At 63.1% G+C, this 19,693-nt stretch carries 19 protein-coding genes and 1 tRNA gene; 6 read left to right on the forward strand and 14 right to left on the reverse strand.

All coding sequences use genetic code 11. From position 1 onward, the window contains the following. Window positions 1–623 precede the first annotated feature (623 nt). Entirely contained in the window at window positions 624–1,421 is a 798-nt protein-coding gene (locus tag SPI01S_RS14805; protein ID WP_066724065.1) for a hypothetical protein, read from the reverse strand. Window positions 1,422–1,488: 67 nt separating this feature from the next. Then, window positions 1,489–2,727, reverse strand: a complete 1,239-nt coding sequence (locus SPI01S_RS14810; protein WP_066724067.1) for an RNA-guided endonuclease InsQ/TnpB family protein — start codon at window positions 2,725–2,727, stop codon at window positions 1,489–1,491. A 418-nt stretch (window positions 2,728–3,145) separates the two neighbouring features. Between SPI01S_RS14810 and SPI01S_RS23255 the strand changes: the two genes are divergently transcribed. Further along, window positions 3,146–3,268 (forward strand): hypothetical protein, encoded by a 123-nt coding sequence (locus SPI01S_RS23255; RefSeq protein ID WP_281179442.1) that lies wholly within the window; start codon window positions 3,146–3,148, stop codon window positions 3,266–3,268. A 49-nt stretch (window positions 3,269–3,317) separates the two neighbouring features. Here the strand turns inward: SPI01S_RS23255 and SPI01S_RS14815 are convergent, their stop codons facing one another. Then, a complete protein-coding gene (locus tag SPI01S_RS14815) occupies window positions 3,318–5,270 on the reverse strand; it encodes a competence protein CoiA family protein (protein ID WP_157084725.1) in 1,953 nt (650 codons plus the stop codon). A gap of 219 nt (window positions 5,271–5,489) precedes the next feature. Here SPI01S_RS14815 and SPI01S_RS14825 point away from each other — a divergent pair, with 219 nt between their 5' ends. From SPI01S_RS14825 to SPI01S_RS14835, 3 genes are all read left to right on the forward strand, one after another. Continuing rightward, a complete protein-coding gene (locus SPI01S_RS14825; protein ID WP_066724075.1) occupies window positions 5,490–6,071 on the forward strand; it encodes a PRC-barrel domain-containing protein in 582 nt (193 codons plus the stop codon). 201 nt (window positions 6,072–6,272) lie between these two features. Beyond that, window positions 6,273–6,824: a hemerythrin domain-containing protein gene (locus SPI01S_RS14830; protein WP_066724246.1), complete on the forward strand. Its 552-nt coding sequence runs from the start codon at window positions 6,273–6,275 to the stop codon at window positions 6,822–6,824. A gap of 261 nt (window positions 6,825–7,085) precedes the next feature. Further along, window positions 7,086–7,595, forward strand: coding sequence for a Ros/MucR family transcriptional regulator (locus SPI01S_RS14835; RefSeq protein ID WP_066724076.1), 510 nt, complete (start codon window positions 7,086–7,088; stop codon window positions 7,593–7,595). 55 nt (window positions 7,596–7,650) lie between these two features. Here SPI01S_RS14835 and SPI01S_RS14840 read toward each other — a convergent pair whose 3' ends face one another. Together SPI01S_RS14840 and SPI01S_RS14845 are read right to left on the reverse strand one after the other, a co-directional pair. After that, a complete protein-coding gene (locus SPI01S_RS14840) occupies window positions 7,651–7,851 on the reverse strand; it encodes a hypothetical protein (RefSeq protein WP_157084726.1) in 201 nt (66 codons plus the stop codon). A gap of 118 nt (window positions 7,852–7,969) precedes the next feature. Further along, window positions 7,970–8,623, reverse strand: a complete 654-nt coding sequence (locus SPI01S_RS14845; RefSeq protein ID WP_066724249.1) for a sigma-70 family RNA polymerase sigma factor — start codon at window positions 8,621–8,623, stop codon at window positions 7,970–7,972. 328 nt (window positions 8,624–8,951) lie between these two features. Between SPI01S_RS14845 and SPI01S_RS14850 the strand changes: the two genes are divergently transcribed. Continuing rightward, a complete protein-coding gene (locus SPI01S_RS14850) occupies window positions 8,952–11,384 on the forward strand; it encodes an N-6 DNA methylase (protein ID WP_157084727.1) in 2,433 nt (810 codons plus the stop codon). Next, entirely contained in the window at window positions 11,384–12,103 is a 720-nt protein-coding gene (locus SPI01S_RS14855; RefSeq protein ID WP_218017622.1) for a hypothetical protein, read from the forward strand. The genes SPI01S_RS14850 and SPI01S_RS14855 overlap by 1 nt, the downstream gene beginning before the upstream one ends. An 89-nt stretch (window positions 12,104–12,192) precedes the next feature. Here SPI01S_RS14855 and SPI01S_RS14860 read toward each other — a convergent pair whose 3' ends face one another. The 9 genes from SPI01S_RS14860 to SPI01S_RS14895 all read right to left on the reverse strand — a co-directional run bounded on the left by SPI01S_RS14860 (window position 12,193) and on the right by SPI01S_RS14895 (window position 19,623). Then, window positions 12,193–13,131: a dimethylarginine dimethylaminohydrolase family protein gene (locus SPI01S_RS14860; protein WP_066724087.1), complete on the reverse strand. Its 939-nt coding sequence runs from the start codon at window positions 13,129–13,131 to the stop codon at window positions 12,193–12,195. 23 nt (window positions 13,132–13,154) lie between these two features. Further along, window positions 13,155–13,400 (reverse strand): hypothetical protein, encoded by a 246-nt coding sequence (locus tag SPI01S_RS21920; RefSeq protein ID WP_084253497.1) that lies wholly within the window; start codon window positions 13,398–13,400, stop codon window positions 13,155–13,157. A gap of 444 nt (window positions 13,401–13,844) precedes the next feature. Beyond that, entirely contained in the window at window positions 13,845–13,985 is a 141-nt protein-coding gene (locus SPI01S_RS22370; protein WP_157084728.1) for a hypothetical protein, read from the reverse strand. 1,086 nt (window positions 13,986–15,071) lie between these two features. Next, window positions 15,072–15,147 (reverse strand) — tRNA-Phe (locus tag SPI01S_RS14870). Between the two features lie 31 nt (window positions 15,148–15,178). Next, the gene (locus SPI01S_RS14875; protein ID WP_066724252.1) at window positions 15,179–15,361 is read right to left on the reverse strand and encodes a DNA gyrase inhibitor YacG; all 183 of its coding nucleotides are present in this window, start codon (window positions 15,359–15,361) and stop codon (window positions 15,179–15,181) included. A gap of 5 nt (window positions 15,362–15,366) precedes the next feature. Next, complete coding sequence (locus SPI01S_RS14880) at window positions 15,367–16,317, reverse strand: Rne/Rng family ribonuclease (protein ID WP_066724094.1); 951 nt, start codon at window positions 16,315–16,317, stop codon at window positions 15,367–15,369. Then, on the reverse strand, window positions 16,310–16,879 hold the full coding sequence (locus SPI01S_RS14885; protein WP_066724097.1) for a Maf family protein: 570 nt from the start codon (window positions 16,877–16,879) through the stop codon (window positions 16,310–16,312). The genes SPI01S_RS14880 and SPI01S_RS14885 overlap by 8 nt, the downstream gene beginning before the upstream one ends. A gap of 13 nt (window positions 16,880–16,892) precedes the next feature. Beyond that, the gene (infA, locus tag SPI01S_RS14890) at window positions 16,893–17,111 is read right to left on the reverse strand and encodes a translation initiation factor IF-1 (protein ID WP_003049127.1); all 219 of its coding nucleotides are present in this window, start codon (window positions 17,109–17,111) and stop codon (window positions 16,893–16,895) included. Window positions 17,112–17,433: 322 nt separating this feature from the next. After that, a complete protein-coding gene (locus tag SPI01S_RS14895; RefSeq protein WP_066724100.1) occupies window positions 17,434–19,623 on the reverse strand; it encodes a sodium-translocating pyrophosphatase in 2,190 nt (729 codons plus the stop codon). Window positions 19,624–19,693 lie beyond the last annotated feature (70 nt).

Raw genomic sequence — 19,693 nt, forward strand, 5'->3', positions numbered from 1 at the left:
CTGGAATCGTGCCTGTCGGATCCGTACCGCTCCCTGATCAGCATATGGATCACAGGGGTCTAGTCTAAACCATCGGTCTTCCGTGTCGGTCACAGGCCTATGCTGCATCGCATAAGCAGCGAACGATATAACTTTCTAGCGAAAACAGGGGGGACATCAAAAGCTTTCGTAGCCCGACCCGTGTGGCCACCTCCGGTAGGAGATGGTTCGTGGAAAATTACAAATCACCGATTTCGTCGCTTCGATGCGGCTCGGTCGCGACATTATCAGCGGCGGTCCTCGCCATGCTGCCGGCGCAGGTACTTGCCGGTAGCCATCCGCCCGACGACCGCCCAGCAACGCCACCGGCCGCATGTCAGCATACTCGATAACCACGGCGATCGCCGGTGCATCGTCGAGATTCCGGCAGAAGTTCTTTTCGCTCGCAGCGAGGTAGATGCTGTCTGGGTCGAGCGTAGCCGCCGCGATCTGCGTCTCCGCAACAGCGACCGACGCCCCCGGAGAGCCACGTATACCTTACGACCTCGGCGAGACTCTTTCCTATTTTCTCGAGCCGACCTTGCACCCTCCAGGTGGAAGCACTGCCACTCGCGCTGCCAACCGGAACAACTTGGCCGCGAACATCAATAGCTCATGGAGACGTTATGCTCATGCTCATCGACCTTGCCGCACGGGAACTCACCGCTTCGCCCATGCTGCAGAGCGCCGGTCCCTTTGTCTACCGTGAAGTGGCGCCAGGAACACCATATATAGTTGTGCACGTCACAAAACAGAACACCGACCAGAACGCCGTGCGCGCGGTCGCCGGGGACAAAGGGCAGCAGACAGGCCAAGCTGCTCGCAGGAGCGATCACGTCGTCCAGCACGTTGTGCTCATGCCAGACCATGACCGAAGGATCACGGCTAACGATGTCGAAGTCAGGGTAGCTCACCCTTATGGAGCGCGCGATGGCGGGCGTGCTGCCAGAATTGCGGATTTTGGCCGGCCAGGGCATGTCGGGGTCCCACATGATCTCGAGATAGGCTCTGCTCGTCCGTCTAGCCTGAGCGATCATCGCAAAGCTGGCGTTGGTCGCCCTCCCGGCGTCAGAAGCGGCAAAGAGGGCGACGATGATGCCAATCACGCTCACCAGCCCCAGGACGGTGACCAGCATGCCACTCAGCCGAGCCCACCAAGCAGCATCGGCCGAAATGGCATTGTATTCGACCGCGATCAGATTGGCGGCTCGCGCTTCGCGCAGCTGGAGGCGAGCAAGGCACAAGGTCGCGCTCTTCTCCTCAGCCTCGCCCTGGCCGTCGCCGCCGCGGTGTGCATCCTTACGGGCCGCCGCGTTCTGACCATAGCGGGTTTCACAGCGTTGATCTTCGCTGTTCTGTACGTCGGCGTAATAGGGATGAGCATTGTACGTGATCGCCCCCACTTTTAGGCTATTCGGATTCTCGTGTGGAAAGCTCCACCCTTAGAAATCCTGGTACGGTCGCTGGAGGCTAGGCCGCCAGCGGGTCCGCGTTCACGGGACCACGCTCGCCGCGACCGGCCACGTTGCGGTCCCCGAGGCGCCTAGCCGCCTCGTGCACGGCGAAGCCGCGCTGCAATATGTTGATCGCCGCATTATGATCCCGCTGGAGGTCAAGGCCGCAACCACATCGGTAGCGGTCCCTACCCAGCTGCGCGGCGTCCACGACGCCGCACGCGGAACACGTCCGGGACGTGTTCCTGGGATCGATCGCGACCACCTCGACACCGGCTCTCTCAGCCTTGTAGCGCAGCATCGCGATCAGACGGCCCGGAGCGGCATCCGCCAAGCTCCGGTTGAGGCCACGCTTCTGCATGACCTGCACGCCCGGTTCGGCCAGCGAGCCGCTAGCCGATCGGGTCATGTTCTTGAGGTTGAGCGCCTCGACGAAGATCGTCGAGGCGGAACGCGCGATGGCGTTCGCCACGTCGTGCATGCAGGTGGTGCGGATGTTGCGCACGTGCCGCTGTTCCCGCTGCAGCCGGGCTCGGACCTTCCGCCGACGCCGGGATCCCTGCTGGCACCGCGCCAGCGCGCGGGCCGCGCGGCGCAGCGCCTTCTCCCGCTGTCTGCGAGGTCGGTGGTTTTCAAAGAACACGCCATCCGAGGTCGCCGCCAGCCAGTTCACGCCGACGTCCACGCCGATTGCGGTGCTGGCCCTGGAATGACCCGGAGCCGTTTCCGTCTTGATTGTCAACGCTACGCGCCAGACGTTGCCTTCGCGCGTGAATACCGCAGACTTGAGGACCGCATCGTCCGGGAGTGGGCGATGCATCCGCATCCGCAGTCCACCCACGATGCCGCCGCTGAACAGCAGCCGACCGTTCCGAACGCGGAGACCATCCTTCTGGTGGAAGCCGAAACTCCGCCAGCGCGCTTCGCTCCTAAAGCGCGGGAAGCCTGCCTTGCCGGCCTTGGCCTTTACACGCTTGAAGAACGCCCGCATCGCGTCGTCAAGCCGCTTGAGCGTCCACTTTGAGACATCGTAAGGAACACCGCTGTAGGTCGGGTCGAAGCCGCGAATCTCGGTGAGCGCCCTGGTCTGGTCGTTTAGGCCGATGGACACCTTCGCCCGCCGCCAGGCGTCACGGCGCTCCTGCAGCGCCGCGTTGTACAGGAACCGCTGGTCCTTCAGGATCTTCGCCAGCGCCGCGTGCTGCGCACGCGTGGGCTGGAGACGATAGACGTGGGTCAGGATCTGCTGCGGCATTGTGACATAGACCTAGTGGACACGGTATGTTCTTTTAGAGGGGAGGTCGACAGGAAGCCGACTCCGTTCATGACCACGAAGAGCAGGATGACTGACAGCGTTCCTCCAAGGGCATAATCACGACCGCTAAGACTTCTAAAAGCCTCGGCCATCCGCTCCGTAAGATAACTTCCCGTGGAATCGACGTCTTCTTGGATCATGCAGTCGCTGTACCGAGAAGATGCTGCCGAAAGGTTGAGGACGTTCCAGCGAGAGCGCTGACAAGCAACCTGCGAGCTTGCCGTGTCCGGTGGGAAACCCCAAGGACTGTGCTCGCCAGCCGGCGCATCCTACCCGCACGCGTTCCGTAGGACAGGCGCTGATGCCGCACGTAGCGGGGGGTAAACGCCAAAACTGCCTTCGAAAGGAATATGCTTGAGTGGACGCGCGCCAGTCCGGCCGACGGCGCGATCAGCATCGACGTCAGGGCCACCTCAAGACGGCGACGGGCGGCATGGCCGAACTCGAGACGACGCGGTCCATCACCCTGCCGGCCTGGTGAGGATCCATCGCGGACACCGCTACGTGCAATCGCTTCAGGAACTAGGAACCTAACGCTTGGAACGCTTTTCCCGCTTGATCCAGGCTGCTAGCTCAGCGAGGGCGCTGGCCAGGCCAGCCTTGCTGATGGCAACATCCCATGGACGAGCCCTCAGGCTGGCATCGTAGTTGTGGAGGAAGAAGCGCGACTTCGTTGCGCCCAGGCCCTTCTCCGCTGCCATCTTCAACTCTCGACGACATTCGGCAGCAAGGAGGTTGGCTGCAGCTTCCATTTTGCGCCTTCTCGCTTCATCCGCCAGGTTATGAAGGGCTGCATCCAAACCAGCCTGCGAGTTACGAGCGAGAACGATTGGAGCATCCGCATCCGGAGGCGTGTAGAGCCAATCCCGAGCCGCCTCTTCTAAGGCATCGAACGCCGCGATGCTCAGCGTGCGCTCCCGAGCATCTGCTTCACCCTGCGCCCGGCTTCGTTCCCGGTTCCTTGCCCGGCGAAGCGCGCCCTCCACCGGTAGGCCGAGCAGTGTCCTCGCGGGAGCGCCATCCTGCATCATCCGTTCGATTGCCTGAAGCGCGTCTCGCAGCTCCTGCCACCGGGCTTGTGGCGCTTTCAGAAATGCATGAAGCGAGCGCCCCAGATCCGGTATGTTCCGCGTCTCCCACTGGCTGCGATCGAAGGCACCCTGCTCATCGGGAGGTATCAGGCTCAGGATAGTATCCAGAGCCTGATCGACCGTCTTCCTGCGACGCTTGCGGACGAGCCACTGCTCCTGCTGCTTCGCGAGGCTTTCCGCGCGGTCGTCGGCGACCTCGAAGCCGCCGCCACCATCCCGTTGCAGGATGTATTGGTCGCATAGGTACTGCAGGTAGTCTTCGATGGCGTCCCGCGGCAGCTTCCCTACCAGTCCTTTGCTGCGAAGCGCGCGTGCCACGTGCTCCGGCACCTCCATCTCGAACGGCTCGCCGATGCAGTCGGAGATCGATCGTACTGCTGCATCGAGGTCGAAGTTGGGAAGATGGAATTCGTCGCCAATCTCGACCTGGACTCGGCGGATGAGCAACGCAGCCTGCCATCTGGTGCTTGGGACGGTGAAACCGTCCGTAAAAGCGCTAGGCAGAAGGAGCGGCGCGAGCTGGGCGTCAGCCCGTACGCCCTGCAGCTCGTCGAAGCCTGCACCTGTCGTACTGTGACGCGCACGTTGCAGAGCCACTTCAAACTTGCGTGTCTCTGCATCAAGTGCACGCCTCGCGCGCGCCTCCTCTGCTCGAGATGTGGCGGCGAGCCGTTCGGCGGCCCTGCGCCTCATTGCTTCTTCCGCGACGGCGTGTCTGGCGATCTGAGCCTGGAGACGCTCCTTCGCCTCTTCGACCTTGGGGTTGAAGAGCCACTCGCGAGGGGCGCCGTCGATCAGGGCGCGCTCGATCTCCCGCCGATCGCTGCTCTTCCGCCAGGCCGACATGTCGATCTGTAGAGCCGCGATTCCTCGTTCCTGCAGCTTCTCGATCTTCTCGGGCCCGCAGGCATGCGTGACCAGGACCTCGACGAGCAGCTTGCGGCCATCGGGCGCGGTCAGCACCACGTCGGGCACGATGTCGCCCATGAACTTCTCAAGCTCTGCGTGGGTGAAGGTAAACACACGCTCGTCGTAGGTCTGCAGTCGCCGCCTGCCTACCATTGCTGCCACGGATGGCAGAAGCAGGCGCAGCTCTCTTCCAAGCACTTCTTTGGCCCAGCTGTGCGCGTTGGTCTCAGGGTTGTACCCGCACCCCCCGCCCTTGGCATGATGTCCAAAGTGCGGAATGTTGAAGTCGCCCCTGCGTGCGATCAACGTGCCTCCGCAAGCAGGGCAGGAACACTGACAGGCGAGACCTCGGGGAACGCTCGACACATGCACGAGCGATCCATCTGGACGTATGCCGTAGACGAGTTCGGCGCCGAATGCTGCGAAGGCGCTATGATCGACCAGTCCGAAAGGATTCGAGCCGGGACCATCCTCTTCAACCATGGCGTGTATCTACCCGACGTGCTGGATGACCGCAGACCAAGATCGCGATCGCCCCTTCGACAAGAAGGGCGAGCATGCCGAAGGCGTGCGGGAGGTCAAGGGCGCAACAAAGCTGCTTCAGTCCGGACAGGCCGGCCGTTGCCTGCAGGAGCAGTTCGGCTGCGCGGAACGACCGTCCTCCTCCTCTCGTTCCAGGGCGAACTTCTGACAGGTTGAGGCATGAACAGCATCATTGGCTTCATAGCTCCGGCCGCGACGATGATCGCGGCCATGATGACCGCTGCGAACGTCAGCGTGCGCGTGACAGGCTGGGGGTTCGTGATCTTCACGATAGGATCGGTCTGCTGGTCGATCCTGGGCGTCTCCAGCGGACAGACAGGACTTCTCGTCTCCAACGTATTCCTCACCGCCGTCAACGCCATCGGGATCTACCGGTGGCTGGGGCGGCAGGCCAAGTTCGTCGACGGAAGCATGCGGGCTACACGAGTGTCCAAGCAGAAGGCCGGGCCTACCCTCGTAGCCGCCGGCTCGCTCCTGAACGCCTCGGTTCACGACGTGTCGGGACAGGCGATCGGCACCGTTGTCGACGCCATGCTCAGCAGCGAGGACAACAGTCTGGTGTATCTGGTCGTGTCTTGTGGCGGCCTAGGCGGACTTGGAGAAACGCTCCATGCTCTGGATCCCAGGAACTTCACCGTCGAACCGGGAAGAGTGCAGACGAATCTAACCGGGGACGCATTCGACCGTATGCCGGAGGTGCCGGCGGACCGGTGGCCCTCGCGTCTCCCAAGAGTCGCTTAGTGCAGAGCTTGCGACCCGTGGATATCTGCGCCGCAGAGGCTTCTGGCGAAGCCATCGGTCCAATCACCGGAAAGGGGACGGGCCTGATGGATGGTCAGTCTTGGAATCCTGGTTCGCCGCAAGGACCTGATTTCCATTCGCAGGAGGAACGGGGGGCACAGCCTCTTGTTTGTGCAAGCGATCCAAAGCGGAGACTTGAACATGTCGATCGTCGATTCTGTAATCGCAGCCGTCACCCCGCCCGAGACTGAGGATGCACGTCTCAGGGCTACGCAGGAAGCGAAGGCCGTGGCACGTTCAGGTGACTGGCTATCTCAGATCCTTGAGCATCACCGCGGCATCGAAGCGCAGTTCGAGCGGCTGAGAGCGGCCGCTCCGGCAGATCGTCCTCGTGAGCAGAAGCAGCTGGGGCTTCTTCTGACGGCCCATGCGGTTGCTGAGGAAGCTGCAGTATATCCGGCTCTGGCCGCGGATCACCAGGTCGGGCATGCGGAACTGGCCTACCAGGAGCAATCGGCCGCCAAGATGGAAATGGGCCTGCTCGAGCGCCTTGATCCAGCGAGCGACGACTATCACGACAAGCTCGAGCATATCCGCGGCGCTGTCCTGCACCACGTGTATTCGGAAGAAGGCACCTGGTACATCAAGCTGGCCAGATCCGCACCGGCTGCCGACCAGCAACGCATCACGGAACGGTATGCGGAGGAATATGCCCGCTACATGGGCGCCGACGCGCAGCTCTTCTCCCGCTGAAGCGCGGAGAGCGGCAGCACTTCCGGGAATCCTTCTAGACGTGCCTTGCAGTTGCAGGCACGTCTAATTCGGAGGCGGGGACCTTCGTCGTTGCCACGCTAGCTTCGGAAATGAAGAATGCACCAAGTCCCCCGAGGCCAATTTTTCCGACCCTGTGTACTGACGGCCGCTATATAGTTGACGATGATCGCCTGGCCGCTAACAAAGGCTGGCGGAGGTCAGCTTTTGGCTTCCGAAATCCTAAAAGGGAAGGGTAGCCCGTTGCTGGAAGAGAATGCATCAAGCCCCGTTGAACTTGCGACTGAGCTCACGGTAGCTTGGCTGATCAATCAGAACAACCGCATCAATGCGGACGAGGTTCCTGAATTCCTGCGCACGATGCACCGCACGATAACCGAGCTCTCGTCGGGCTCGCAACATGCTGAGCCGGAACAGGAGGGGAGCGTACCTACTACCGAGTTCACGCCAGCGGTCTCGGTTCGCAAGTCTCTCTCGTCAAAAGATCACATCATCTCCATGATCGACGGCAAGCCATACCGGACGCTGCGCCGGCATCTCTCGACGCACGGCCTGACCCCCGAGGAATATCGCGAGCGTTACAACCTCAGGGCGGACTACCCGATGGTAGCGCCCAGCTATTCCGAAGCTCGTCGGGCGATGGCTCACAAGATCGGTCTTGGTGCTAAGGGCCGGAAGAGCAAATCGTCCGCTCCTGCTACCGTCAAGCCCAGTGCTCGTAAGGCTCGCAACACCGAGGCCTCGGAGAGCTGACGCTCCCGCGCACCGGGCGGGGGCGTCCGGTGCGCGATTGCCCACGCGCTTTGACTCAGTGCAGGCGCCTTGCAGACGCCTCAAGCGTCTCCACCGCGGCCTCCTTGATGTGGAGCCATGCGTCCACGCGCTCGACGTCTCCCAGCGCTTGCTGATTGTTGATCTGCGCGTCGATGACGATCGTTACCTCGTCACCGTACTGCTCGATCAGTTCATGAGCGATGAGATACGTCTTGATTTGATCTTCTCGGGTCAACGCATACTCCCTTCGCATGAAGTCAGAGAAGGCCGAGGGTGCTGTGGGACACGAACGTCGCCGAACAATGTTCGTCCGAGCCTAAAAATTAGATATTCGCTGAGATCGTTCGGCCGTGTCAGGCCGCAATCGGCAAAGATGCGGCTTCTGCCTGACGCGAATAGCGCCGCTGAATAACTGTCAACGATGTGAGAACGCTGCTCAACGCAGCCTCACTGATATCGCCGTCACGCCGTTTGCCTTTAAGGACGCCATCTTCCAGGAGCCTCTCCAATGCGGAGCGAGCCCGCGACACGCGACTCTTCACGGTGCCCAACATTACGCCGGTAACTTCAGCCGCCTCTTCATACGACATGCCCGCAGCCGCGACCAATATGAGCGCTTCGCGCTGATCTGGGGGAATCTGCTGAAGCGCTCGCATCACGTCACGAAGCTCTACGGTGCTGTCCTGTTCAGCAGGCGCAGCCAGCACGCGATCCGCAACGAGATCGTTCCACTCACCCACGAATCGCCTGCGGCGAACCAGCGTGAAATAATAGTTTCGCAGGATCGTGAATGTCCAGGCTTTGAAGTTTGTACCGGCCTGGAACCGCTGGCGTGCTATCCACGCCTTAAGCATTGTCTCCTGGACAAGGTCGTCGGCGACATCTCGGTCCCCACTTAGACCTCGCGCGAACGCCCGGAGGTCAGGAATGACGGCCTGCAGCTGTTCCCTGAACTGCGTGTCGGTGAGCGTCGTGACGCTCGCCTCGCCTGCAACGGCTTCTTGCATGGTTCCCCAATCCATCAGTGTGATCTGTCGACGGAAACGTTTCGTATGGGCAACCGTTCCTCGCGAGTGCTCTGGGCCTTGGTACTCTTCGGCGGCCAATCGCTCACCCGTTCTCGACAGCGCGCCGCCGACGCAGACAATAGGGACGAACGTGCGCGCCGCTGAGCGTGCGGGGTCAGCAAGCCCCTGCGATGGCGATGAGCCAGGTTGCGCCACGCAAACTCACTAGCACACACGGACTGTTCCCTTTATGTTCTCAAGCCGACTCGGAGCTTGTGGTCGCGGCCAAAACACTTTAGAATGAGTCAAGGGTAAGCGGAGGCAGACCGTGATTTTCGAGCATTGGTCGCGGCGCCTTGGTTTGGCCGCGACTCCACTTTTTGGCCCGCATGCGGCACGCGAGCATGTGGCGATGCTTGACGGGGTCGCCGGCAGCTTCGTTCTCTCGGATGCCGTCGCATCCTCCGTTGACGATGTACGCAACTCAGACGTTGGGCGCAGCTGGTCGTGGTCCGCGATGATGCGGCATCATGTTCTAGTCGATGCGGATAATGTGACGGTTACATCCTCCAGTGGGAGCTCGCCGGATCGCATCCGCCGCCGGGCTGTCGAGGACGATCTTGAGGGTTTCCTTGCCTTCCTGGAGCGCAAGGGCTCACCGTCCGCGGACGTGGTCGATCATGTCATCGGCAGCTTCCAGGGGCTGCGCGCCCGGGTGACAGGATCTGACACAGCTCAGCTCAACGCTTTCCTTGCGTTAATTGCTCTTCGACTGGCAAATCCAACCGTGCCAGCGGACGACATGCCAGACCTGGTTGGACAGCTGTCGGAGAATGCTCAGGCCTTCGGACTTGACCCCAATGGCATCGAGGAAGCGACCGTCTCTGTCGATCTTGCGAGGAAGTTCTTCGCAACGCTGCTGCAGGACAGCCGTAGCGGGCGAGAGCTGCGCATCGACCTTACGGTGCGACACGCTGGAGCGGAGCTGTTCCAGGCGGCGCACCTTGCCCCGCCCGTACAGCCGGCGCAAGGTGAGCTCTGGGGGATGTCTGCTACTGGCGTGCGCGTCCGCCCCCACAGCCTTAAGGAAATCGCCTATACGCCCGTCGGACTTGCGCGGATTCTGGCCGAACAGTCACTGCAAGGGTGTAAGATCGGCGCGGACGGGTACCTGACCATCATGGATCCTACCTGCGGCTCCGGGTCGTTCCTCGTTGAAGCGATCGCGGCTCTTCAGCGCACCGGATGGAAGAGCAAGGTCCGCGTGGTTGGGTACGACATCTCGCCAACAGCGATTGCGACAGCGCGTTTTGCGATCGCCTGCGCAAGGCGCGACGGGATTGATTTCGAGGTAGACGCCGTACTGGAACAGAGGGATTTTCTCGACAACGAGCAGGAGGTCGCGCCTGCTCAGGTGATCCTGATGAATCCGCCCTTTCGATCCTGGCCTGACATGAGCAAGGCCGAACAAGGCGCAGTCCGCGCGAGTCTTGGTGCCGACTACCGGGGGCGCCCCGACAAGAGCATGGCGTTCATCCAGCGCGCCGTGCGGTCGGCCGAAAATGGCGCGATCATATCGGCGCTTCTTCCTGGAGGCGTGCTCGCCAGCGAAAGCGGCCGCGCATGGCGGGAGAGCCTCGCGAAACTGGCGACGCCGAGGATGATCGGCACCTTCGGCGATCACAGTCTGTTCCGCTTCGCGACCGTAAACGCCTGCGCTCTGTCACTAGTGAAGGGCGCCGACGCGAACTTGGCGCACGACAGCGACGTGCAGATGATGTGGGCGTCTGAGATTCAGGGCGCGGCATCAACTGCGCTGCGCACGCTCAGGCGGGAGAGAATGACAGGCGAGCTCGTGAGCGCAGCGCCTGCGTCGCGTGGCGAACTGTCGTGGAATCTCTATGCAACTCCGCTTCAGGATATGCTTCTCAAGCCTAACTGGCTACCAGCTCCCGGGCTTCTCAAAGCAGAGGAGCGCGAGGCGCTTGGGGCACTGCGGACGCGCGTGAATGATCTTTTCACGGTGCACACCGGCGTTCGCGCAGGTGAACGCAAGGCTTTCATCCTCACATCGGCTGAACTGGATGATCTGCCTGCAGCGGAGCGTCACGCGTTCCGCCCGATCGCCGAGAAGCGGTCGATTGCTGGCGGCGCGGTGAACCCGACCGAGTATCTGTTCTCGGTTGGCGAGGACATCATGACCGAGGCTGAGCTGAAAAGGGCAGCCCCGTGCTACTACGAGCGCCATCTGCTCCCCGCCAAGTCCGCTTTAGGAAGCCGCGCTCGCGCCGGCGAGCGTTGGTGGAGGCAATCAGAACCTCGAAACAAATGGCGTACGAGCGCCGAACCTCGGATCGTGAGCCGGCAGTGGATAAAAAACGATGGCTTCGCTGTCGACAGGGATGGGGCCTTTGCGGTCGTCCAGGGGTTCGCATGGTTTCCGACAACTGTCTTGAAGCGCGCGATCAAAGCTGCACCTGACGCCGGCGAGCTGGTGGAAGTGCTAGGTCTATATACCGTGCTCATGAGCTCGGACGTCTTCTTTAGGGTGGCTAGAGAGTACTCAACAAACGCCGGAGGGGGGCAGATCACGTTGCAGCAGAAGCACGTCAATCACGTGCCGCTTCCACTAATACCTGACGTCATCGTTCAGAAGCCGCATTTGCTGGATGAAATTCTGGGCTGGCGCGGGCAGTTCCCGGAGCTCGATCGACGAAACGCGTTCGCAGCCGCGTGCTACGGCTTCACCATCGAAGCATGATGTTGCGCACGCTCACCGCTACGCCAAAAGACCTGGAAGCGATGCGGGATCGACTGAGATCAGAGATACACAGCGCGCTGGAGCTCTCCCGACAAGACTATGTGACGTTCGAGTGCGTCAGCGTTCCAAATGGCCGTGAGCAGACCTATCAATTCGTGTGCGACCGGCACGGAGAACTCGCGCTCGACGACCGAGGCGCTGAGCTGCCCGTACTCGAGATCGTCTCAGGCCGGGGTTGGCGGGCCCTGCTCGGCCTTTCAGTCACCTGGGCGCGCCAAACTGAGAGCCGAAGCCGATTCCTCGGATGCCAACTGATCCTGTTCCTCGAGCGGCTGCCACGCTCACAATCATCTCCTGCCAAGCAGGTCATGCGGCTGGAGTGGGAGGCGCTGGACCTGAATTCGAACTACGACAACGACATCGCACACCCGCATTGGCAGATGGATCTCGCAAACTTCGCCGAGGTACGAACAGACAAGTTCATCCACTCAGAGCCTCGGGTACGGGACAGCATCATCCCTGCGACCGACGTGCCCGACCTGTCATGGTCATCGAAGCTCCACTTGGCAGCAACCGCCAGATGGATGACGGCCCCTTGGGGCAAGGAGCGGCCACTCCCGCACGTATCCGGCCCGCAGAACATGGATGAACTGCTATCCTGGATGGCTTCTTCGTGCCGCTACGTTCGCTTCCAGCTTGAGGAGGCTTTTGGAGAGTGATGGGACGTTTCGACGTGTTGCGCTCCTCGCATCCGCACCATCCCAGCCTGCAGGTTTCCGCCAGATCTCCTTCACGCCACGTCGGCGGTTTACCTGCTCAGCCTTAGCGGCCCGGGAAAACCATCAGGCAACCTGTGAAGTGGCTGAGTCAGGCAGTGAACGCCGCCACCGCACGCGGCGAACTGGGAGATATCCACGACGTCGACGAGGAAGCCCGATGCTCGCAGGATCGTAGCGACGATCTCGGAACTGGCTATCACGCGACGCGCGCCCAGTGATAGGACGTTGCAGCCCAGTCTACCTGCCTCCGTGGCTGGCGCCGGCAAGATGGTGATCCCGCACGCGCGTACCGCACTCACGAAGGTTGGATCAAGGAGGTCGATGCAGCCGATGGCTTCCTGTTGCCCTACCATGCAGAAGATCGTGTCGAGGTGAAGATGGTCGGAGTGGAAAGGGCAGATGATCACCTGCCACCCTGCCTGCCTGAATGGTAAGGCAAACTCCTCAACACCTGCCGCTGAACTGCGCTCACCGGACATGCCGACGAACAGAAGCCCTTGCCGCGCGACACAGACGTCTCCGCCCTCGAGCGTACCCCGCACGATCTGCCTGAATGGAATGCGAGCTGTGTTTAGCGCCGCTATATGAGCATCCACCTCGCCGCGGCGGTGAGGCATCGCCGGGTTGAGGACCACATGGCCGAATGGCGTCGATACGCCAATGTCCCTGGTAAAGCACATGTCTGCCACGTCGGGCGAGGGCTCAAGCACGTGACAGCGTACGTCGTGCCGTCGAAGGAGCCGTATAAGCGCCGCGTGTTGCCCAAGCGCCGTCGACCTGCATGCCGTGAACCCGCCCTCCAGGCTCGAGCGCGTAACCGCGCAGCACGGGACGGGTGCAAGATAGTGGGGTGGACACAGGATCACGTCGGTCAGGCGATCGGTCTCGGCTTGAACGAAGCTACGGACCGCGTTGGGCGGCCGCAAACCGATGCTCGGCCCGTCAAGATGATCGAAGTTGGCCTTCATCACTCCTCCTCGATGTTCGCGAACTATGCCGAGTGGCTTTCGCTGATCTTGCGCTCGAGGTGCCCGCGCTCGTGATCATGCACAAGCTGGCTAAGGGAGGGCTCGTCGAGATCGGCCAAGACATCAGACAGTTTGTCGTGCGGCGCCGCTGAGGGAGCGAAGGACGCTCCGTAGATCTTTCGAAGCGAGCTTACCAAGGTGTTGCCATGCTTGCGGCTGATTTCCCCATTCTTATCACGGTGACGACCGTGGAGGCCCGGCTGTTCCATATATCTTCGTCCTAGCTGCACTGCTTGAGCAGCTGAAACGCGAGACCACGTTTGCGGCTCCCTTCGGCAACGAGCGCTGACACCTTAGTGGCGCTCGATCGACCTGATCCCGCAAACTTCAGTTCGGTCGCCCACCATCCCGTTGGCCTCGCGCCAGAACCGGCACTCAAGTGCTTCAGATGACGCTGCTAGCGAGGGGATCCTGCCGAGAAAGACGGCGGCGGGGCGGCATAGCGGTTGGCGAGGCGTCGGCAGTATTCGACGCGGCAGAACATGCGTCCTACGGCGCTAAGATCCTTGTAGAGGTTCCACCTAGGGCAGCTTCTCCCGCGTCAGTTGACCCTTCGCGCCCGTGGGAATCAGCACCCTGCCGCTCGTTGGGGTTCCGATACCACTAGGGTAATAGGGGGCGGCAGGCGCCCGTTTTCGATCAACCTAAGCCGTTCACAGGGTCTGGCGCGTGACATAGAGGCCCGACGCATCCTTCCAACGGTAGCCTGCCTGCAGCACATCGGCGATGCCGCTGATCACTCGGCGGTCCTCGCGCCGCGGCACGCATAGCCGCTGCTCACGATCTTTGCCCATACGGGCTGATATGAGCGTAGCCCGAACCTACATCATGGAATGTGCAAGCGCTGTCGCGGGCCGAAGAGAGGCATACGGTGGAAGGTGCAAGGAGAAGCAAACTTGAGATATGCAACGACGCGATATGAAGCCGGCGAGGGCGATCGCCAGCTTAATCTCTTCTCCTTCGACGGCACCTACAGATGCCTCTCTTTTGCATCTGATGAAGGCGTCGCTGCGGCTCTGATGCCCGGTAGAGCCGAGGCCGACTGTATCGCAATCGAATCCGGGATCCTTCCCGTCGGCGCAACGTTCGCGACCGCTGCCCGTGCCGCTGAGGCAGCGAGCATCCTTGCGCCGACGCAAAGTGACGCGAATCGTAAGGCCCATCCGCTAGAAGAGGTCCGATTGAAGTTTTCGCAGAGCTTGCTGATTGCGAGGAGCGCGCAAATTGACGAGGCTCGAAGCGCGCAGGCGCGACAGCGCCACGCAGACGACGCGCGTCGCTACGAGTCGCTTGTCGCTGCGATAACGCAGGCAGCTTCTCAGGGAGGTCTCCATTGACCCAAGCCCGTGGGGCTCCGCCTCAGCTCAGCCGCAATGTCGCTGCGCTGCCATTGTGACGACACCTCGATGAGAGGAAAACGCCTTCGCATCCTGCACCAGCCATGCCAGGCGTGATAAGTGGGTGATCCCTGGGGCGTGCCCGCCGGTCAAGAGCCTGGTCTGCTCAGCTCGAGAGGAGACGAACCGCTGAACGATCCGGAGGGTTCGACATGTGGGTCTCAATGGCCCTTGTGGCACCCGCAGTAGGGGTTGTGAGCCGGATCGGTCGTGATGCGATAATCCGCGTCGCAGCCGTAAGGGTGCGTTGTGGCTTAAGCTTTCTACGACGAATCGCGTGGGTTGCTCACGCCTATACAAGATGAGGAGTGGAAGGGCGGTGGCCACCCTACACAAAACTCCGCAAAGTTGATTATCAAACCGCACACGACGCGCGTTCTACGCTCTCGTTAGGGCGTCTAACGTGCGTAAACGTGCGCTAGGGGCACGTAAGCGTGCAGATCGCCTCTGCTAATGTGTGCGATTACTGTGCGGAAAGGTGGATGGTGCCCGGGGACGGAGTCGAACCGCCGACACTGCGATTTTCAGTCGCATGCTCTACCAACTGAGCTACCCGGGCACACCGGCGGAGCCGCCGGGGAGCGCGCCTGTTAGTCGGGGAATTCGTGGCTGTCCAGCCCCGAATGCACATTTGTTTCGGCAGGCTCGCCGGGGACGCGATAGCCTTCGCCCAGCCATTGCAGCAGGTCGCGATCCTTGCAGCCGCGGCTGCAGAAGGGCTTGAAGTCGGCGGTGCTGGGCGTGCCGCAGATCGGGCAGGCGTCGCGGGGCATGCGGGTCACTCCTTGGGGGTCACGAACTGGACCGCGCCGCCCATGCGCCGGGCGAGCGTCTCGGTCCAGTCGGGCTCGCGCGCCAGGCGGCGGGCGATTCGGGTATCGACCATATGGGTGGCCGGCACCGGCGGGGGAAGGCGTTCCAAGCGACGCAGCTCGGCGCGGGTCGCCGCACCCACCGGATCGGCGTGGAGCAGCTCGGGCAGCGAGGGGCGGGTGCGGCGGCGGACGATCTGGAGGAAGCCGAAGCCGTTCACCGCGGTGCGCTCGAACGGCTGGGGCAGCGCGGCGTCGATCGCCTCGGCAACGGCGTTGCGCGCCGCCTTGCTGCTCAGCGTCGGGAAGTCGATGCCGATCGAGCCGCCGATGCCAAATCGCTCGATCGCGCGGGCGACGGCGTGGGCGGCGGCGATCGACAGGGGTTCGAGCGGGCCCGATCCGTCGACGTCGAACAGCGTCATCGCGGGCGTGGGGGACATGCGCAGCGCGCCGCCTGGGAAGGCAATCTCGCCGGTATAGGCTTCGTCGAGCAGTTCGGACCAGCCGGCCTCTTCCAGTGCGTCGGCCTCGTGCGGGCGTGGGGTGCGCACGGGATGATCGCTGGCAGTGATGCGGGCAAGCAGGTCCGGGCCGTCGCCCAAGGGGGCTTCGGCGGGCGCGGGGACGGCCTTGGGGAGCTTGGCGCGGCCGGGTTCGGGGATCGCCTCGCGGACGATCTTCACCTTCAGCGGCGCGCCTTGCGTGATGCTCTTGGGCAGCGGATCGCACAGCGCCTCGCCGCCCCGGTCGAGCGTCACCTTGCCGCTGGATTTATCGGCGAGTCGTGCCCCGCAGATCGCGCCGACCTGCGGGCCGGTGCCGGCGAGCTCGATCCGTGCCTTCCAGATCACCCCGCGCGCGACGAGGGCGGCGCGGTTCTCGCCGATCCCCGCCTCGTACAGCCACTCAGCCAAGGGGGTAGCCGGCGGCGGCGAGCAGCGCGCGCGCCTCGAACACCGGCAGGCCGACGACGCCCGAATGGCTGCCGGAGAGGAAGCGCACGAACGCCTCGGCCTTGCCCTGGATAGCATAGCCGCCCGCCTTGCCCATGCCTTCGCCGCTGGCGACGTACCAGTCGATATCGGCATCGCTGAGGCGCTTGAAGGCGACGACGGTGTCGGACACGCGGGTGCGGGCCTTGCCATCGGCGCCGATCACGCAGAGCGCGGAGAGGCAGTGGTGGCGACGGCCGGAGAGCAGCGCCAGCATGCGGCGCAGATCGGCCTCGTCCGCGGGCTTGCCGAGGATGCGGCGGCCGACGGCGATGGTGGTGTCGCCGGCAAGGACGATCTCGTCGGGGGCACGCGTCACCGCATGCGCCTTGGCGGTGGCGACGCGCAGCACATAGGGGCGCGGCAGTTCGCCGGGGCGGACATCCTCGTCCACATCGGGCGCAGCGACGCGATCGGGCGCGGCGCCGATCCGGGTGAGCAGATCAAGCCGTCGCGGCGAAGTGGAAGCGAGCACGAGCCGCATGGGCGGCACCCGCTTACTTGAAGCGGTAGGTGATGCGGCCCTTGGTCAGGTCGTACGGGGTCAGCTCGACGAGCACCTCGTCGCCGACCAGCACGCGGATGCGGTTCTTGCGCATCTTGCCGGCGGTGTGGCCGAGAATCTCATGATCGTTCTCAAGCCGGACGCGGAACATGGCGTTGGGGAGAAGCTCCACAACCTGTCCACGCATTTCAAGCAGTTCTTCTTTGGCCAAAAAATGCCTCTCAGGGATTAGCGCGCGTAAAAGTGCGTCGCCCTTACAGCGCTGGAAGGAAAAAGGGAAGGCGGCGCGGAACACGCGCGTCTTCCTTCGGGATGTGGGGAGTTGGCGGTAGGAGGGCAAGGTTGATAAATCCTCCCCTGCGCAGCAGGGGAGGGGGACCGCCGCCAAAGGCGGTGGTGGAGGGGCCGCCGCGATCTGCGGCGGTTGTTCCTGCACCATCGGCGCTTTCTGCGCCTTCCGGCGCAGCCCCTCCACCATTCGCTAGCGCGAACGGTTCCCCTCCCCCAGCAAGCTGGAGGAGGATTTGACGTCCTCAGTGCGTGCCGCCGCCCGCCAGCGCCGCGAGCAGCAGCAGGGCGACGATGTTGGTGATCTTGATCATCGGGTTCACCGCCGGGCCGGCGGTATCCTTGTACGGATCGCCCACCGTGTCGCCGGTGACCGCCGCCTTGTGGGCATCGCTGCCCTTGCCGCCGTAATTGCCGTCCTCGATATATTTCTTCGCATTGTCCCAGGCGCCGCCGCCGCTGGTCATCGAGATGGCGACGAACAGGCCGGAGACGATCACACCGAGCAGCATCGCGCCCACCGTGGCGAAGCCCTGTTCCTTGCCCGCCACCGCGGCGATCAGGAAATAGACCGCGATCGGACTGAGCACCGGCAGCAGCGAGGGGATGATCATCTCGCGGATCGCCGCCTTGGTGACGATGTCGACGGTGCGGGCATAATTGGGCCGGCTGGTGCCCGCCATGATGCCCGGATTGTCGCGGAACTGGGCGCGGACGTCCTCCACCACCGATCCCGCCGCGCGGCCGACCGCGGTCATGCCGAACGCGCCGAACAGATAGGGAAGCAGCGCGCCGAGCAGCAGCCCGACGATGATGTACGGGTTGGAGAGCGAGAAGTTGACCGGCCCGGTCAGCCCCAGCGCGTCGTGATAATGGTCGAGGTCGGTGGTGTAGGCGCCGAACAGCACCAGGGCCGCCAGCGCCGCCGAGCCGATCGCATAGCCCTTGGTCACCGCCTTGGTGGTGTTGCCCACCGCGTCGAGCGCGTCGGTCTTGTGGCGGACATCGTCGGGCAGGCCCGCCATTTCGGCGATGCCGCCGGCATTGTCGGTCACCGGGCCATAGGCGTCGAGCGCGACCACCATGCCGGCCAGCGCCAGCAGCGAGGTGGCGGCGAACGCCACGCCGAGGATGCCGGCGATCTGATAGGTGGCGATCACCGCGACGACGATCACCAGCGTCGGCAGCGCGGTCGATTCGAGGCTGATCGCGAGGCCCTGGATGACATTGGTGCCGTGGCCGGTGACCGAAGCCTTGGCGATGGATTTCACCGGGCGGAAGTTGGTGCCGGTGTAATATTCGGTGATCCACACCAGCAGGCCGGTGACGACCAGGCCGATCATCATGCACCAGAACAGGCCCATGCCGGTGACGTTCGGCATCGCGGTAGCCGCGGCCACCGCATCGGCCGAAAGCGAGCTGCCGTCGAGCAGCGCGGAAGGCTCGCCCAGGGAGGCGAGCGAATCCTGCATCCGTCCGCCCAGCACATAATAGGTGGCGCCGTAGATCGCCGGGACCGACAGGATCACGGTGGTCCAGAAACCCTTGTAGAGCGCGCCCATGATCGACTGGTTGGCGCCTAGCCGCACCATATAGGTGCCGAGGATCGAGGTGATGATGCACACGCCCCCGACCAGCAGCGGCAGGGCCATCAGCCGGGTGAGCAGCACGGTATCGATGCCGCGCAACAGCAGCGCGATCGTCACCATGGTCAGGCCCAGCGTGACGACATAGGTTTCGAACAGATCGGCGGCCATGCCGGCGCAGTCGCCGACATTGTCGCCGACATTGTCGGCGATCACGGCAGGGTTGCGGGGGTCGTCCTCCGGAATGCCGGCTTCTACCTTGCCGACCAGATCGGCGCCGACATCGGCCGCCTTGGTGAAGATGCCGCCGCCCAGCCGCGCGAAGATCGAGATCAGCGAGGCGCCGAAGGCGAGCGTCGACAAAGTGAGCACGACGATACGGTCGTTCGGGGCATGGTGCGCCACTTCGACGAGATACCAGAACAGCACCGCGATCGAGAGCAGGCCGAGACCCGCCACCAGCATGCCGGTGATCGCGCCGGAGCGGAAGGCGAGGGTGAGCCCGCCCTGCAGGCTGCCGCGCGCCGCTTCGGCCGTGCGCACGTTCGCGCGGACCGAGATGTTCATGCCGACGAAGCCGGCCACGCCGGACAGGATCGCGCCGATCAGGAAGCCGATGGTGGGGATGGGCCCCAGCGTGAGGAACAGCACGACGCCGACAACGGCACCGACCACGGCGATGGCGGTATATTGCCGCGTCAGATAGGCCTTGGCGCCTTCCTGGATGGCGGCGGCGATATCCTGCATCTTGGCATTGCCGGCCGGTGCGCGCAGCACCTGCTGACTCGTGAAAAATCCATAGGCCACGGCGATCAGGCCGCAGACGATGGCGAAATAGACGATCGTCATAGAGTGGCATCCTCCCCTGCACTTGCGGGTCGCGGCGCGCGCCGGATCAGTCCAGTCTCGTCCGCAAGGG

This window comes from Sphingomonas pituitosa NBRC 102491 (genome assembly GCF_001598435.1).
Taxonomy (GTDB): domain Bacteria; phylum Pseudomonadota; class Alphaproteobacteria; order Sphingomonadales; family Sphingomonadaceae; genus Sphingomonas; species Sphingomonas pituitosa.